The organism is Halobacterium noricense (assembly GCF_021233435.1).
Lineage (GTDB): Archaea > Halobacteriota > Halobacteria > Halobacteriales > Halobacteriaceae > Halobacterium > Halobacterium noricense.
Genome location: NZ_CP089468.1, coordinates 2,764,236 through 2,779,000, shown reverse-complemented (window position 1 = coordinate 2,779,000; position 14,765 = coordinate 2,764,236). Strand labels below are relative to the sequence as shown.

The window sequence follows — 14,765 nt, the reverse complement described above, 5'->3', positions numbered from 1 at the left end:
GGTTCGGAGACGCGAGCGGTGAACGGAGTGAGCCGCGAGCCGAGCGTAGCGAGCGACCGAGAACCACGGAAACGCGAGCGGTGAACGGAGTGAGCCGCGAGCGCAGTAGACTGTGAGCGACGACTAACAGCCGATTCGGTCAGTAGTTGTTCTCGTACTCGATTTCGTCGGCGACTTTCTGTGCGACTTCGGCGCTGAATTCGCGTTCGACGAGGTGGAGTGCGAGATCGATGCCGGAAGTAACGCCACCCGCAGTGAGCACGTCGCCGTCGTCGACGAACCGCTCGTCGCGGACGTCGACGCCGTAGTCCGCGAGGTCGTCCTTCGCCGATTCGTGGGTGGTCGCTGGTCGTCCCTCCAGCAGGCCGCCCTCCGCGGCGACGAGCGTGCCCGTGCAGACCGTGGCGATGGTCGCGCCGCCCTCGTGGAGCGTGGCGAGGCGTTCCGGGAGCGTGCCGTCCTGCACCTCTGCCCACGCGCCATTTTCGCCGCGGTCGTTCCACCCGCCGCCCGGCACGAGCACGAGGTCGGGCGTGCCGATGAGCACGTCGTCGGGTTCGACGCGGAGGCCGTGGCTCGCGGTCACGCGATCGCTCGGCACGAGCGTCTGCAGGCTCGCGTCGACGTCCGCGCCGAAGTCGGCGGCCGTCCGGAACACCTCGTAGGGTGCAACCGCGTCCAACTCGTCGAACCCCTCGTACAGCAGTATCTCGACGTCCATGCGGCGGCGTTCGCGCCACCCCCTCAAAACTCGCCCGGAGCGGGGCGGTGAGCAATCACAATACTGTTAAGCACCCTCTCCGTACCGCCGGACATGGTGAACACACTGGGGCTGCTGCTCGGTGTCGGGATGGCGCTCACGCTCGTTGGGCTCCACTTCCTGAAGGGCACGCCGAAGCCCGTCCCCGAGGACATCGCCAGCGAGGTCCTCGAACAGCGCGCCTCGACGGTTCCGGAGACCGACTTCCCGGAGCCGTACAACCGCTCCATCGGCGGTGGCGGCGGTGCCGGCGCAGTCGCGGGCGGCGCTGCGGAAGGCGAACTCGAAGAGGAGGGCGAGGAGGAGGAAGGCTTCGACCCCGAGTCCATCCCGGAGGACGAAGTCGAGTACTACGAAATCGAGTTCGTCAAGGAAGGCGAGACCATCGAGGTCGGGAACAACGAGAGCCTCCTCGACGCCGGCGAAGAGGAGGGTTGGGACCTGCCGTACGCCTGCCGTCAGGGCCAGTGCCTGTCGTGCGGTGGCCGTATCGCCAGCGGCGAGGACTCCCACGACCTCGTCCAGCACACGAACAACGAGACGCTCAGCGACGACGAGATGGAGAAGGGATACATGCTGACGTGTACCGCCTACCCGACCGCGGAATTCTCCCTCGAAACCGACGAGACGCCGTAACTGTCGGTCCCGTTCTTCTCGCGTTTCCGCGTCTCCCGGCAACTCGTGCGGTTTGCTGGCTTTCTTCGAGCCGGAGTTTTCAAAACGGGCCGCTGCGTGAGGGCCCGTAGTGCCCGAAACCCGCTCGACGAGCAGCATCACCGAGGGCGACCTCGTCGGCCCGATGATTCGGCTCGCGTGGCCGATGGTCGTCATCCAGCTCCTCCAGGTGACGTACAACCTCGCGGACACGTTCTGGCTCGGCCGGCTGTCCGGGAACGCCGTCGCCGCCATCAGCCTCGCGTTCCCGCTCGTCTTCTTCCTCATCTCCGTCGGTGGCGGGTTCACGACCGCCGGCTCGATTCTCGTCGCGCAGTACACGGGAGCCGACAGCGAGGGCTCCGCGGGGAAGGTCGCCGCCCAGACGATGGGCTTCGTCGTCGCCATCTCGACGGTCCTCGGCGTCGTCGGCCACTTCGTCACCCGGGACATGCTCGCGTTGCTCCCTGCGCAGGCCGAGACTGCCAGGGTCGTCGTGCCGCTGGCCGGCGACTACATGGAAGTGTTCTTCCTCGGGATGCCCGCGCTGTTCGGCTTCTTCGTGTTCTCCGCGCTGATGCGCGGCTACGGCAACACCCGCACGCCGATGCGCGTGATGTTCGTCAGCGTCGCCATCAACGTCGTCCTCGACCCGCTCCTCATCTTCGGCTGGTGGGTGTTCCCCGAGATGGGCATCGCGGGCGCTGCCGTCGCCACCATCTTCGCGCGCCTCGTCGCCGCCGCCGTCGGCGTCTACGTGCTCTTCTTCACGGACGCCGGCCCCGACATCTCGCTGTCGCAGTTCGCGCCGGATGTCTCGATGATTTCCCGCATCGTCCGTGTCGGCACGCCCAGCGCCGCCGAGCAGTCCACGAGCGCGCTCGCGATGATTACGCTCACCGCGATGGTGGCGTCGTTCGCGCCCGCCGTCGTGGGCGCGTTCGGCCTCGGCAACCGTCTCATCTCGCTGGTGTTCCTCCCCGCGATGGGGCTCGGCCGCGCCACCAACACGATGGTCGGCCAGAACCTCGGCGCGAAACAGACCGAGCGCGCCGAACGCGCCGTCTGGCTCGCCGCGAAAGTCGCCGCCGGCGTCCTCTTCGCGGTCGCCATCGTCGCCGTCATCTTCCCGCGCCCCATCGTCTCGGTGTTTCTCAGCCCCGGCGCGGAGAACGCCGCCGCAATCGTCGAGTACGGGTCGACGTACGTCCGCATCCGCGCCATCGAGTTCGTCTTCGTCGGCGTCGTCCAGGTCCTGCTCGGCGCGTTCCGCGGCGCCGGCAACACGAAGACCGCGATGGTGATTTCGATGGTGACGCTGTGGATCGGCCGCGTCCTCACGGTCTACCTGTTCGCGTTCGTGCTCGACTGGGGTGCCACCGGTATCTGGGTCGGAATGGCCTTCGGGAACATCACCGGCGCAATCGTCGCCGCCGCGTGGTTCACGCGCGGCACGTGGAAACGCACGCTCGTCGACGCCGACGAGCCCGAGGCCGCCTGACCGACTCGGACTCACAACCGTTATACCGCCGCCCCCGCTACCACACGCCGAGGGCGCGTAGCTCAGCGGACAGAGCACTTGGTTCCGGACCAAGATGTCAGGGGTTCAAATCCCTTCGCGCCCGCTACCTGTCGTCGGCGAAGAACCATCGGATAATGGTGGGTTCTGCGTGCTTGATGGACTAGTCCGTGTATGAGTTTCGTCATGCGGTGTGACGAACGTGCCTAGTCGGTAATTCGAGAGACAGTAGCTACTGACCGAGCAAGTCAGGACGCGCGGAAGTTCTCGATGTCATCGATAACGGCGTACTCTGTGGTATGGAGTTCCCACTGAATAATTGGATCTTGAGCCGACATTCTGAGTTCCCCGTCAACGTCTGGTTCATAAGAACCGTTGAGCAAGAGTTGGGATTGGACACTCGTATTTGCCAGATACGACAGCAGTTCGTAATCGCCCCCGCCAGAGTTCTTCCAGCCGATTGTCGGGTCTGGATACGTACACTCGACTGGGCTCACAGTTCCGTAGTCCGTCTCGAACGTGAACACGTCAGACGCAGTTGGAGAGGGGTGGTCGGGCCAGACTTCGTACGGTCGTTCTGACTTCTCTAGGTCGAGCAAGCCGCCCATGATGTGGTAGCCGACACTGCCTTGCATGCCGACGATGCCGTACGTCGAGTCAAGCAGGTGGACTGCGATTCCACCGTACATCGCTGTCCCGTCCTGACAGTTCCCAGACGGCCCACCTTGACCCGTACTGATTTTGTACCACTTGTTCACGGTCTCTTCAGGTGTGCTCACGTAACTGCCCGTCGCAAACCCGAACGGGTTCTGGCCGACGAAGACCTGGAGGGCGATTGCTTTGTGGTAGTCCTGGTATTCGAGCGTGGTGAAGCTCGGATTGTCAAAAGCGTTCTCTAATTCCTCTGCTGCCCGTATTGAGAACGGACGACTACCGTTCATCAATACCGGATTAGTGGCTACTTCGTCCCATCTCGCACCTCCATAGCGCAAACTAATATATGCACTATATGGGTCGTCCTGGGCTGACGCATCTAACATAAGATCACGAGAGGAATTACTAGCGCTCGCATAATCTTCTACGCCGCCAACAAGTCCTGCGTCCCCGTCTCCGTAGGAGTATTCTCCACTTTCGAGCTTCTGGGTCGCAATCGAGTTCCAGCGGACGGCCTCGATGAGCTCCCACGCATCGAGGTTCAGATTGACGACCGCCCAATCGAAGGCGGGCGAGTGAGTAGCCGTATCTTCTTCTGACCCCGGAAATTCGGTGATGTTCTCGTAGGTCGGAAAGCGGATGAGAGCGGTCATCGTGATGTTCCGATAGTCGTACCAGTCCCGGTCGTACTCGTCTTCGGGAACTTCAGGCGTGTTGAACGGGCTCTCGTCTGGAGAGTCGAACCAGAAGTCCGTCTTGTAGAATGGGTCGGTGTACGCCCAGTCGCCTTCTGGTGTGGCTGGTGGCTCCTGCCGAATCATCTCCGTGTCTCTGGCGGCGTTGTAGAACGGGACGAACGTCTCCGCCGGACTGTAGAGAGGTTCCTCGTCAGCTCCGTCCGACTCTAGCGTGAACTGGAAGTGTTGCGCGTAGCCGAGGTCGTAGTCTGGTTCGAGGGTGTGTTCGGCGCTCGCCTCGCGTTGGTCGATAGCTGTCTCGGCGATGACCGTCCGGTTGGAGCGGTCGAGGTTCGGCGCTGCATAGAGGCGAAGTGTCCCCAAGAGCGAGTCATCCGGATAGGCGGCGCTCCCGATTTCGAGTGTCACCTCGTCGATTGTGAACTCGGCGTCTACTGCGAGCGTCTCGGCGAGTGACGGCTGTTCGGTCGTCGTCTCCGCTGGCTCCGAAGGGCCGTCCGAGAGTCTCGAACAGCCCGCGAAACTGCCCATCGCTGCTGCACCGAGCGCGAGCGCATGCCGACGAGAAACCGAGTGGGTGCGCGTCCAGTCCGGCTCCTCCTCGCCCCGATTTGCCATAGGTGTGTACGACGCAGCCGCCTAGATATACCTTCGGGGGTTCTGGTAGTCGCTGGGGAAGCGTCCTGGTGTTCTCAACTGGAATGCCGGTATCTGGGTTTCGTCACAGGGTATTACTGGTGCCCTTCGCGCCCGCTCACTCCTGCTGGCCACTAATCGCCGGACAACGGTGAGTTCTGCGGGCTTACTGGATTCGGCTGTGTATGAGTCTCGTTATGCAGTGTGACGAACGCACCCAGGCGATATGCCAGGAGAAAACGATCTGCTGATCCTGATTCGTCGTTGGTGGTCGCTTCCCTCTAGAGGCGTGTTCTGGGTTGTTCGTTACAACCGAGCCTGTTCTGTATTGCCCGCGAAGTTCGTGTGCGAATGTACTGTCACCAAGATGGATTCAAGTATTGACAGTCCATACATCACGTCAGCCGTGACCCGCTCTCAGTTCATCTCGAACCGGCTCCTCCTACTCCTTCTGTTGGTGCTTGTCTTCCCGATCTATGGACTGTACTCGAACCAAACCACACTCATCACGTATTCACTGATTATCGGCGCAATATTGTGGGTGTGGAAATGGCGGTGGTGGTGGGAACCAATTCGTAATTTCGTGGGCCGTCGAAGCCAGTAAGTCGTTGTTGGGTGATGGGTCTCCTCCCTGTACTTAGCAGTCCCTCCGCGGACAGTGAATTGCTGGAGTCGTTTCTGCGGGTCAGCAGATGCACTCGTGGTGTTGGCCGGCCAAGTGAGCGACTTGCTTGTGAATGCGGTTTGCGAGCGCGAGCATCGTCGTGGCTCGCGCTTGTGTCGCCATCCCGTCCTGGTAGTACGTCTGTGCGCGATTATCCGTCCAGAGGTCGTCCAGCCTGGCGGCGAACTCAGGGCTGATGAATCCGACGTCAGCGCTCCGGTTGATTGCCGTCGTGTGTGATTGTGGCGGGTTCGCTGGGTCCTGGTGCCCCTCGTCGATCAACCAGAACACAACGTCTTCTCGATGGACGTGAAGGCGGCTTCGATCGTCAGCGTGTAATATCCGTCAGCCATGAGCTGGTCGGCCCCGGAGAGTGATCGGCACGCTTTTCGTAACTGCACGAAGCCAGCATCAGACACGTCAAGCCCTGCTTCCGGCTCTTGATTGCCGTGCCGAAATGCGGCTTCAGCCTCAGAGAGCTCTGACTCGACGTCGTCAAGCGTGAGTGGCATCACTCCGTCACCTCTCCGTCGTCTTGGTAGACTGCTGCCCGAACGTCTGCTAACGCATCGGTTCGTTCGACGACGATGCCGTCGTCGAAAATCTCCCGAAGGTCGTCGCCGCGGGAGGCGGCTGATTCGGGTGTTTCGACGAGGACCTCGAACTGGTAGCGGTCGCCGTCGAACGCTCGGGTTTCGAGGTCCCTGGCGAGTTTCGAGGTGAGCCGTCGTGCGTACGTCGCGTCGCCATCGACGAGCACGAGCAGGTCGATGTCGCTGCTCCGGTCGGCAGTCCCGCGTGCGACGCTCCCGAACAGCACCACACCGACGAGCTCGTCCACCTCCTCGGAGGCGTCGATGTCGTCGGAGACCTCCTCAAGAAACGTCTGTACGGGTTTCCGGAACTCCTCCTGTGGGATTGTCAGGAGCGGATTGGATGCGGTGAGATGGTCCTGGTCGATTGCGATTTTCGCGGGCGTTTCCTCGGAGACGGTGATGGTGCCGAGCTGTTCGAGAAGATCGACTGACCGAGAGACCGACGAGATGTCGGCTCCAGTGATCGTCGCTAGCTCCTTTTGTGTGAATTCTTCGAACGGATTGTTCACGAGATGGTGGAGGATGTCTTGCATCGCCTGGTACCGGAAAACCCGCTCTTCGGGGAGGGGGTAGTCCAGTAGCACACGCGCCCCGTTTTGCATAATAGGGAAATACTTGCAGTATGTGCAAAAGAGTTGTGGTGTGCTTGGGTGTCTACTCCCCCTGATCTGCTCTCGGGGCGGGCCCGCTACGGATTTGGCTGTCGGGGCGATATCCGGGTTTCGTCACAGCGTATTACTGGTGCCCTTCGCGCCCGTATCCGATTTTCTGGTTAGAACCGCACGGATGCGGCGGGATATCAGGGCGATGGACGCAGTGTTCGTCCTTTCGTTCGGTCTCGGAGATGTGGTATCTGCATCCGCTGGTTGCTGCGAGAACTCCTATCTTTCCTGAACGAAACGACTACCTCGGTGGCCCTTCGACCTCGGATCGAATGGGTGATTCGCTGTGGTACCCGTCGGTCGCGGACGTCCTCGCTATCCACGAGGACATCGTGGCGGAGTACCCCAACACGCCCTCCGGAGTCCGAGACCGGGGCGACATTGAGTTCGTATTGACGTACATCGAGGAGGGACACTTCGACTCCGCGCCGGAATCGATTCACGAGAAGGCGTATCACTTGCTGCGGCTGCTCGTCGCCAATCATCCGTTCGTGGATGCGAACAAGCGAGCGCTGAACACGGTGGTCGTCTTCTACTTCCTGAACGGCTACCGGTTCGCCTACGACGAGGAGGTCAGGAAGCTTCTGAAACAGTTCGGCACCGACGAACGAACAGTCGATGAATCAGCCGTAGTCGAGTACCTTCGAACGCACACCGAGGAGTTGGACTTGGCGGGTGAGATGGAGCGGTGGCGGGAAGACCTCCTCCAGTACGGTATCGAGCAGTTGACGGGGGACTCGGGTGACCAGAAGGATTAACGATACTCGGTCTGCTAGTGGGGGTATGGCGACCGAAGAAGGAGTCGAGTCGGAGTCGCCGCTCGACGTGGTGATGGAGGACCTCCGCCACGAACTGGTGCGCCGGGTGGCTGCCGCCGACCGGGAGGCGAACCGCGAGGTCTACGACGCACTCGAAGACGAATAGCCGGCAGATTCGGTCGTCGCTTCTCGCCGTCTGATGTCGAGGATGCACCGACTGATACCCCTCTTCTCAGATGGGGGTCTGAACTGGCCGCTATCGACCGTCTCATGCCTACAAGGACGAGTCGTTCGTACGTCAAACGAACGCCCTTCGCGCCCGCTTTCTGTCGCCGGCCACGAACCGGCGGATAGCGGCTACTTCTGGTGTGCTCGACCGATTAGTTGCTGGCTGATATACGCGCTTGCCCCGTTCGTGTGGAATGTTCACACGCATCGGGTGAGGTGGTCGCGGACGGCCCGCTGGCAGTCTGCACACACGGAATCGACGCGGACGGCCGCAGCCAACACCGGGTAGGTCGGTCCGGCGTCCCGGTGCGTGTACTCGACGAGCGTCCGGTGGTCGAATGCCGCTCGCGGGTCTTCTCGGGTCGTCTTCCCGAGGAACGATTGGCGTTCGGCCGCGAGGCGGTCGCACCGGTCGCGGTGCCGCGTCAGGGTCGCGTGGCGCTCCCGGAGCGCGTCGAACCCCAGTTCCGTCAGCGCCGTCCCGTCCGCGGCCGTCAGCCAGTCGGTCACGTCCGTTATCGTCTCGGCGGCCGCGTCGACCTGTTCGCACTCGCGGTCGAGGACGCGGCCAGCTGCGCGCAGCTCGTCGCAGCGGTCCCGCGACGTCGAGACGATTGCGGCCCGGAGGTCGGCCGTGAACGTGGCGTCGGTCGTCGACGCGAGCGCCACCGCGATTGGCTCCGAGAGTTCTTCCTGTATCGTCTCCAGTAGCGACTCGTCGCCGTCGATGTCCGCGACACTGTGCGGCCGAACGGTGTCCGCGAACGCGGCGCGAACGCGACGACAGCGGCTTTCAGTCCGTCCCGACGCGCTCCGCTGCAGGGTCTCTCCGGTGGTGTGCGCGCCGGTGGTCGGGGCGGCGGTCGCGGTCTCCGGTGAGAGCGCCCGGACCCGTTCGGTGAACGCTTCGACGGCCGCCAGTTTCTCGCGCGTGGCGTCCCGCTCGGCGTGGACCTGCTCGCGAGCGCGCTTAACGTACGTCTCCGCTCTCATCGTGTTCACTCTCCGGTATCACTTCCCCGGACGGCGTCGCGGCTCGCACCGCTGGCGTCCGCCGACTCGGGGCTCTCGTGGCGCGGTTCCAGTGGGACGACTCGCCGGCCGTGTTCGGTATCCGCGACGGCGACCTCGATGTCGAAGACTGCGGCGAGCCGGTCCTCTGTGACGACCTCTTCCGGCGGGCCGCGTGCGTGCACCGTGCCGTCCTTCAGCGCGACCACGTGGTCGGCGTAGCGCGCGGCTTGATTGATGTCGTGGAGGACGACGACGACCGTCGTGTCGCTGCGGTCGCGCAGCGTCTCCACGATTTCCATCACCTCGAGCTGGTGGTGGGGGTCGAGGAACGTCGTCGGCTCGTCCAACAACAGCACGTCGGTGTCCTGGGCGAGCGTCATCGCAATCCAGACGAGTTGCTTCTGTCCGCCGCTGAGGCTGTCGACGTCGCGCTCGCGGAGGTGTTCGATGCCGGCGAGCCGAATCGCGTCGTCGACGGCGTCCCGGTCCTCGTCCGAGAGCGAGTCGAAAAACCCCGTGTGCGGGTAGCGCCCGCGCTCGACGAGGTCTTCGACCGAGATGCCGGTCGGAACGACGTTCTCCTGGGAGAGCAACCCGAGCGTGCGCGCGAGTTCCTTCGACCCGAACTCGTCTATCGTCCGGCCGTCGACGAGCACGGTCCCGTCGTCGGGCGCGACCTTGTCCGCGAGCCCCTTCAGGAGCGTCGACTTCCCGCTCCCGTTCGGGCCGATGAGCGCCGTCACTTCGTCCGGCGGGACGGCAATCGACTCGCCGTCGATGACCGGGTCGTCCGTCCCGGGGTAGCCGATGACGAGGTCCGTCCCGCTGAAATCGGCGGGCTCCGTCTCCGAAGTGGCCCGCGTAGCGCTGCTGGCGGTTCGCTCGGTGGCTTCGTCGGCCGGTTCCCGCTCCACCCGTGGGGCGCGTCCGCCGGGCATCAGACTTCACCCAGGTTGGTCTGCTTCCGCATCAGGTAGAGGAAGTACGGGCCGCCGACGATGCCGGTGATGACGCCGACGGGGAGTTGGATGGGGCTCAACGCGAGGCGCGCGCCGACGTCCGCGCTGACCAAGAGCGCCGGTCCGAGGAACAGACAGCCCGCCAGCAGCAGTTTCGAGTCGCTGCCGACGATGTTCCGGACCATGTGCGGGACGATGAGGCCGACGAATCCGATGAGGCCCGCGACGGCGATGGCAGCGGCCGTCGAGAGCACGCCGATGCCGGCGATGGCGAACCGCATCTTCTCGACGGGCATCCCCAGCGAGTCCGCGCGGTCCTCGCCGAGCGCCAGCACGTCCAGTTCCTGCGTGACGGCGAACGCCAGCACCATCGACAGCACCGTGAACGGGAGCGCGATTCGCACCTCCTGCCAGCCGGAGTTCATCAGGGTGCCCGAGAGCCACGCCTGCGCGGCCATCGCGACGCCGAGGTCGTCGATGAAGAAGAACAGCGCGCGCTGGACGGACCCGAAGACGGTACCGACGACGACGCCCGCCAGCACCAGTCGGACGGGACTGGTGCCGTTCTTCCACGCGATGGCGTACACGAGCACGAACGCCAATCCACCGCCGATTGCGGCGAACAACGGGAGGACCGGCATGAGGCCGTAGAAAAACGTCAGCGTCAGCAGCACGACCAGCCCGGCGCCGTCGCTGACGCCGAGGATGTAGGGGCTGGCGAGCTCGTTGCGCGTGATAATCTGGAAGAGCGCGCCCGAAACCGCGAGGTTCGAGCCGACGAGCACGCCGACGAGGATGCGCGGCAGCCGGAGATTCCAGACGATGAGTTGTTCGCGCGTCAGCCACTCGGGGACGTTCGCGCCGAGAAACGCCCACCGCCAGACGTCGAGGCTGAACAACACCTGCGCGTCGAAGACGGTCTGCCAGGCTTCACCCAGCGTCAACGGGTACGCGCCGAAACTCACCTGCAGTATCGTCGAGCCGAGCAGGACGGCGAGGCTGCCGACGACGACGAGCGCGAGTTTGGAGGTGTCGTACCAGTCGGCGCTGGCTGCGCGTAGCTTCGCGAGGCGGTCGAGTACCTGTGCCATCGCGTTAGGCGTTCCCGTTGATGATGTCGCTGACGCGCTGGCGGTCGAACAGCTGCTCGTCCTCGGGGACGTCTTCGACCCGACCGGGCCATTCGCCGAAGATTTCGGGCCAGACCATCTTGGCGGTCGCTTCCGTGGCGAAGAGGTCGACGATGGGGCCCTGGTACTGGCCGCCGATGCGGATGTAGTTGCCTTCCTGGACGGCGGTGAGGTCCTGGCCGTTCGGGTTGTTCTCGAACGGTTCGACGATCTGGTCGACGAACTGCTCGTGGATGTCGGAGGTCAGCGACCCGACGGCGGCGATGTAGTCGGGGTCGTGTTCGAGAATCTCCTCGTAGCCGATGGTGCCGCCGCTGGGGACTTCGGCGTCGTAGCCGTCTTCGAGGCCGAGCCGGGACAGCGGTTTGGTCTGGTTGTGGTACTGGTGGAGCGGCGAGACGTAGAACTGGCCGCCGCTCGGGTCCAGGCCCCGCCAGAACGCGATGACCGAGGGGCGTTCGTCTTCGGGCGGTAGTTCGGACTCGATGTTCGAGAGGAACTCGTCGTGCAGCGACACCCACTGCTGGTAGCGCTGTTGACGCTGGAAGACGGTCGCCACCTTCTCGAAGACGTCGTAGAGTTCGTAGTAGGTGTCCTGTTGGGGACCGAACGGGTGGGTTGGGCCGAAGCGAATCTCGGAGGCGACGAACGGGCCGGTTGCGTCCTCGATTTCCTGGATGTCGGCGTCGTCCCAGTCGGTGAACCGGCTCAGGCTCCGGGGGTCGATGAGGTTGACGTCGGGGTCGGCGGCGTAGAAGTTCTCCTTGTCGTAGCCGGATTCCGAGCCGGACGCCAGCGCCGTGATCTCCTCCTCGTCGAAGGTGACGTCGGGGAGGATGTCGTACATCTTCCGCGGCGCGCGAGCCATGTCTGTCGCGGCAGTGGGCTGGATGCCCAGCGCCATCCCGACATCGAGGTAGACGCTGGGGATGACGGAGTACGTCTCGGGGACGTCCTCGAAGGTGAATTCCCCGTGGGGCGCGATGTCGACGGTGTACGGCGTGGCGCTCTCCGTCGTCGCGGGGTCGTCCGTCGCGGTTTCTGTCTGTGCGTCCGTTGGCTCCGCGTTCGTTTCGCGCTCGGAAGTGCCGCTGCTGGTGCAGCCGGCGAGAGCCGCGAGCAGTCCTGCACTCCCTGCGAGCACTCGGCGTCTTCGGACCATACAGTTTAGGCGCACCTAAACTATGTTAGTGATTCCTGCCTTCCGTTGTAACGAGGCTCTTTCACGTGTTCACGGCGTGTTACGACAGCGGCACCCCGAACGCAGCCCGTCGCTCACTCGGCGCGCTGGCCGAGCGGCACCGCGTCTTCTCGATATTTCATCACGGTCTCACGAGCCCACGCCACAACCTCGGGGTGGGTACACCGCAGGACGTCGAACCCGCCGTCGTGCTCGCGGTCGACGGTCAGGAACACCGTCTCGTCGTCGACGAGGTCGATGCTACAGGGTACGCGGTCGTCGACGCTGTAGTAGACCGTCGACCCGACGGCCGCCTCGATCTCCTGCCAGCGCTCCCGGAGGTCGGGGTCGTCGAGCATCGTCTCGGTGACGCCTGCGTCGAAGACGACCATCCCTTCGGGTGCGTCGCCCGCCCGGAGCGCCTCCTCGAAGGCGTACATCGGCACCGAGATGAACGTCCCGAGCAGCGAGCGGCAACTCGACGCCTCCCGGACGGTGTTGGCCACGATGCGGGCGGCCGACAGCGGGTCCGCGGCTCCGCCGGTGACGAGTTCGCTGTCGCGGAGATGCCGCAGGTCGAAGCCGAACCACTCCGTCGGTAGCCGTCCCACTACGTCGGGGTAGCGCTGCCCGACGGATACCGTTCCGAGTAGCCGCGTGAAGTCCTCGTAGACGAGGTCGCCGAAGCCCGTCAGCGCGTAGTCGTTCGCCGCGGTGTGTCGCGCTATCAGTCCGCGGTCGGTCAGGTCGCCGAGGATGCGGCTCAGCGTGACTCGCGTCACCCCCGTCTTCTCACTCAGTTCGTCCCGGCTTCGGGGGCCGTCGCTGAGCAGGTCGAGCACGCGGAGCCGGTGTTCGGAGCGCGCGAGAAACGCCACCGATTCGATGGCGTCGCTGGACATCGGCGCTTCCGAATCGTCTGCGATCGGTTCCGGGTTTGCCGCCGTCATTACCACTCAACAGTTTAGGCTGGCCTAAATCAGTTTCTACTTCCGCGCCCCGCCGCGTCGAGAACGCTGCTCTCGACCGCACACGTTCGGGTTCCCTCGTCAGCCCGCGTGCACGTCCTCGACGGCACCGACGACGGGTCCGATCGGCTCGTCCCAGTCGAGCGCGACGAAGAGGCCTTCGTCGTCGAAGTAGATGCGGACGAGCGTGAAGACGTCGAGGCTGGTGGCGTGGTAGCGGACGTTGCTGGCGACCGGGAACAGCCGGTCGGTGAAGAAGTCGGTCTCGGTGAAGTCGATGTGGACGTAGGAGTCAACTATCCCGCCCTGACGCTCGCTTACGGCTGGTCCGCGGTCTCGTCGCGGTCGTCGTCGGCCGGGGCAACGCCCATCGCGGCGAGTTCCTCGTCGTCCAGCTCGATGGCGTCGCCTCCCGACCCGTCCGCCATGCCCGTCGTCATGAGGATGCGGATGGCGGCGCGGACGCTGAGGTCGGCGTCGTAGACGCGACTCTCCGGGACCATCAGGAGCGCACCCTGCGTGGGGTTGGGGCTGCCCGGCACGAAGACGTTGTGCGCGGGTTCGCCGGCCACGTCGCCGACGCCGCCCGGGCTCTCGCCGGTCTTCAGGCCGAGCCGGTAGAGGCCGTCGCGCTCGTACTCGACGTACACCGCGGACTCGAAGTCCGAACTCCGCGTCGAGACGGAGTTCGCCATCTGCTTGACGCTGCCGTAGATGGTGCGGAAGACCGGGACGAAGTTGACGAGGCGGCCGGTTCGCCCGAACACGCGCCGCCCCACGGGTCGCTTGGCGAACGCGCCGAGCACGGTGACCGCGACGAGCAACACCGCGAGCGCGACCAGCTGCGCGAGCAGGTAGTTGTCGGCGGTGTACCTGGCGAGCCGGGTCCCTTCGACGATGGGCTGCATCTGGCCGGCCAGCAGGTTCGTGACGAACCGGAGGATGACGAGCGTCGCGACCAGCGGTGCCACCAGCACCACTCCCGCCAGAAAACTGCTCTTCAGAGATTCCTTGAGCCGCATATCCCGAACGGGCGTGCTGCGGAGAAAAGTGTGGCGGTGGGGTGCGTTCGTGTCACCGCAGAGACTACATGTCAAAGTTTATGTCGGTGGGGTAAGATTATCAGATGAACACGAATGCGAGGGGAGGGGCCTACCGGCGATTCGACGCACGTTCTCGTCACCGGGGCGAACGCGACGGCCGCCGAGGCGGACGTCCCGCCGTCGTCGAACGTTCTCGGTGTCACCTACGAGACTGCTGCAGAAGCGTGGCTCGGAGAGTTCCAGGCCGGTCCGGAGCGCGCCGCCGTCGTGAGTGTTGGGGAGCATTCGCGAGCGGCCGCCGCCACGACGCCCGACACCGGCGCTAGTGCGGCCACCGACGTCGCCGCTGCTGCGACGGGTGCCGTCGAGACCGTCTCCGAGGTCGAGGACGTCGCGGGCGTCGGCGTGCTCGTCAACGACTACGTGTCGACGTGGGACGGCGAGACGACCGTCTACGTCGACGACTTCTCGGTGCTACTCGGCGAGACGTCCACCGAGACCGCGTTCCGGTTCGTGCACGCGCTGACGTCGTGTGCGGCCGCGAACGACGCTCGTGTCGTCGCCGGCCTCGACACCACCGACCAGCCAGCACACGTCGCGACGACGCTTTCGGAACTGTTCGACGACGTCCGCGAGGCCTAA

Annotated in this window: 16 protein-coding genes and 1 tRNA gene; 6 read left to right on the top strand and 11 right to left on the bottom strand. The window is 64.3% G+C overall.

The genetic code is table 11. The annotated features are described in order from the left end of the window. Positions 1-139: 139 nt before the first annotated feature. Positions 140-721: a DJ-1/PfpI family protein gene (locus tag LT974_RS14890; protein ID WP_232588408.1), complete on the bottom strand. Its 582-nt coding sequence runs from the start codon at positions 719-721 to the stop codon at positions 140-142. 93 nt (positions 722-814) lie between these two features. Here LT974_RS14890 and LT974_RS14885 point away from each other — a divergent pair, with 93 nt between their 5' ends. From LT974_RS14885 to LT974_RS14875, 3 genes are all read left to right on the top strand, one after another. Then, positions 815-1,396, top strand: a complete 582-nt coding sequence (locus tag LT974_RS14885; RefSeq protein ID WP_232588407.1) for a 2Fe-2S iron-sulfur cluster-binding protein — start codon at positions 815-817, stop codon at positions 1,394-1,396. 163 nt (positions 1,397-1,559) lie between these two features. After that, on the top strand, positions 1,560-2,915 hold the full coding sequence (locus LT974_RS14880; RefSeq protein ID WP_408611726.1) for an MATE family efflux transporter: 1,356 nt from the start codon (positions 1,560-1,562) through the stop codon (positions 2,913-2,915). A gap of 51 nt (positions 2,916-2,966) precedes the next feature. Beyond that, a tRNA-Arg gene (locus tag LT974_RS14875) sits at positions 2,967-3,039 on the top strand. Between the two features lie 142 nt (positions 3,040-3,181). Here LT974_RS14875 and LT974_RS14870 read toward each other — a convergent pair. The 4 genes from LT974_RS14870 to LT974_RS14855 form a co-directional block, all read right to left on the bottom strand. Beyond that, a complete protein-coding gene (locus tag LT974_RS14870; RefSeq protein WP_232588405.1) occupies positions 3,182-4,903 on the bottom strand; it encodes a hypothetical protein in 1,722 nt (573 codons plus the stop codon). A 703-nt stretch (positions 4,904-5,606) separates the two neighbouring features. Then, the gene (locus tag LT974_RS14865; RefSeq protein WP_232588404.1) at positions 5,607-5,876 is read right to left on the bottom strand and encodes a hypothetical protein; all 270 of its coding nucleotides are present in this window, start codon (positions 5,874-5,876) and stop codon (positions 5,607-5,609) included. Continuing rightward, a complete protein-coding gene (locus LT974_RS14860; RefSeq protein ID WP_232588403.1) occupies positions 5,864-6,097 on the bottom strand; it encodes a hypothetical protein in 234 nt (77 codons plus the stop codon). Before LT974_RS14860 ends, LT974_RS14865 begins: the two co-directional genes overlap by 13 nt. After that, entirely contained in the window at positions 6,097-6,783 is a 687-nt protein-coding gene (locus LT974_RS14855) for a nucleotidyltransferase domain-containing protein (protein WP_232588402.1), read from the bottom strand. The genes LT974_RS14860 and LT974_RS14855 overlap by 1 nt, the downstream gene beginning before the upstream one ends. 332 nt (positions 6,784-7,115) lie before the next feature. Between LT974_RS14855 and LT974_RS14850 the strand changes: the two genes are divergently transcribed. Both LT974_RS14850 and LT974_RS14845 read left to right on the top strand, forming a co-directional pair. Further along, the gene (locus LT974_RS14850; protein ID WP_232588401.1) at positions 7,116-7,601 is read left to right on the top strand and encodes a type II toxin-antitoxin system death-on-curing family toxin; all 486 of its coding nucleotides are present in this window, start codon (positions 7,116-7,118) and stop codon (positions 7,599-7,601) included. Between the two features lie 25 nt (positions 7,602-7,626). Continuing rightward, complete coding sequence (locus LT974_RS14845; RefSeq protein ID WP_232588400.1) at positions 7,627-7,767, top strand: hypothetical protein; 141 nt, start codon at positions 7,627-7,629, stop codon at positions 7,765-7,767. A gap of 260 nt (positions 7,768-8,027) precedes the next feature. On the opposite strand, the gene LT974_RS14840 is transcribed toward LT974_RS14845, so the two are convergent. From LT974_RS14840 to LT974_RS14815, 6 genes are all read right to left on the bottom strand, one after another. Further along, positions 8,028-8,822 carry a DUF7260 family protein gene (locus LT974_RS14840; RefSeq protein ID WP_232588399.1) on the bottom strand — a complete coding sequence of 265 codons (795 nt, stop codon included), beginning with the start codon at positions 8,820-8,822 and terminating at the stop codon, positions 8,028-8,030. 5 nt (positions 8,823-8,827) lie between these two features. Next, positions 8,828-9,781, bottom strand: a complete 954-nt coding sequence (locus tag LT974_RS14835) for an ABC transporter ATP-binding protein (protein ID WP_232588398.1) — start codon at positions 9,779-9,781, stop codon at positions 8,828-8,830. After that, positions 9,781-10,893, bottom strand: a complete 1,113-nt coding sequence (locus LT974_RS14830) for a FecCD family ABC transporter permease (protein WP_232588397.1) — start codon at positions 10,891-10,893, stop codon at positions 9,781-9,783. The genes LT974_RS14835 and LT974_RS14830 overlap by 1 nt, the downstream gene beginning before the upstream one ends. 4 nt (positions 10,894-10,897) lie before the next feature. Next, positions 10,898-12,094 carry an ABC transporter substrate-binding protein gene (locus LT974_RS14825; protein ID WP_232588396.1) on the bottom strand — a complete coding sequence of 399 codons (1,197 nt, stop codon included), beginning with the start codon at positions 12,092-12,094 and terminating at the stop codon, positions 10,898-10,900. Positions 12,095-12,207: 113 nt separating this feature from the next. Then, positions 12,208-13,062 carry a helix-turn-helix transcriptional regulator gene (locus tag LT974_RS14820; protein WP_232588395.1) on the bottom strand — a complete coding sequence of 285 codons (855 nt, stop codon included), beginning with the start codon at positions 13,060-13,062 and terminating at the stop codon, positions 12,208-12,210. A gap of 335 nt (positions 13,063-13,397) precedes the next feature. Then, entirely contained in the window at positions 13,398-14,051 is a 654-nt protein-coding gene (locus LT974_RS14815; protein WP_232588394.1) for a DUF502 domain-containing protein, read from the bottom strand. Positions 14,052-14,216: 165 nt separating this feature from the next. On the opposite strand from LT974_RS14815, the gene LT974_RS14810 reads away from it, so the two are divergent. Beyond that, positions 14,217-14,765, top strand: coding sequence for a DUF7504 family protein (locus tag LT974_RS14810; RefSeq protein ID WP_232588393.1), 549 nt, complete (start codon positions 14,217-14,219; stop codon positions 14,763-14,765).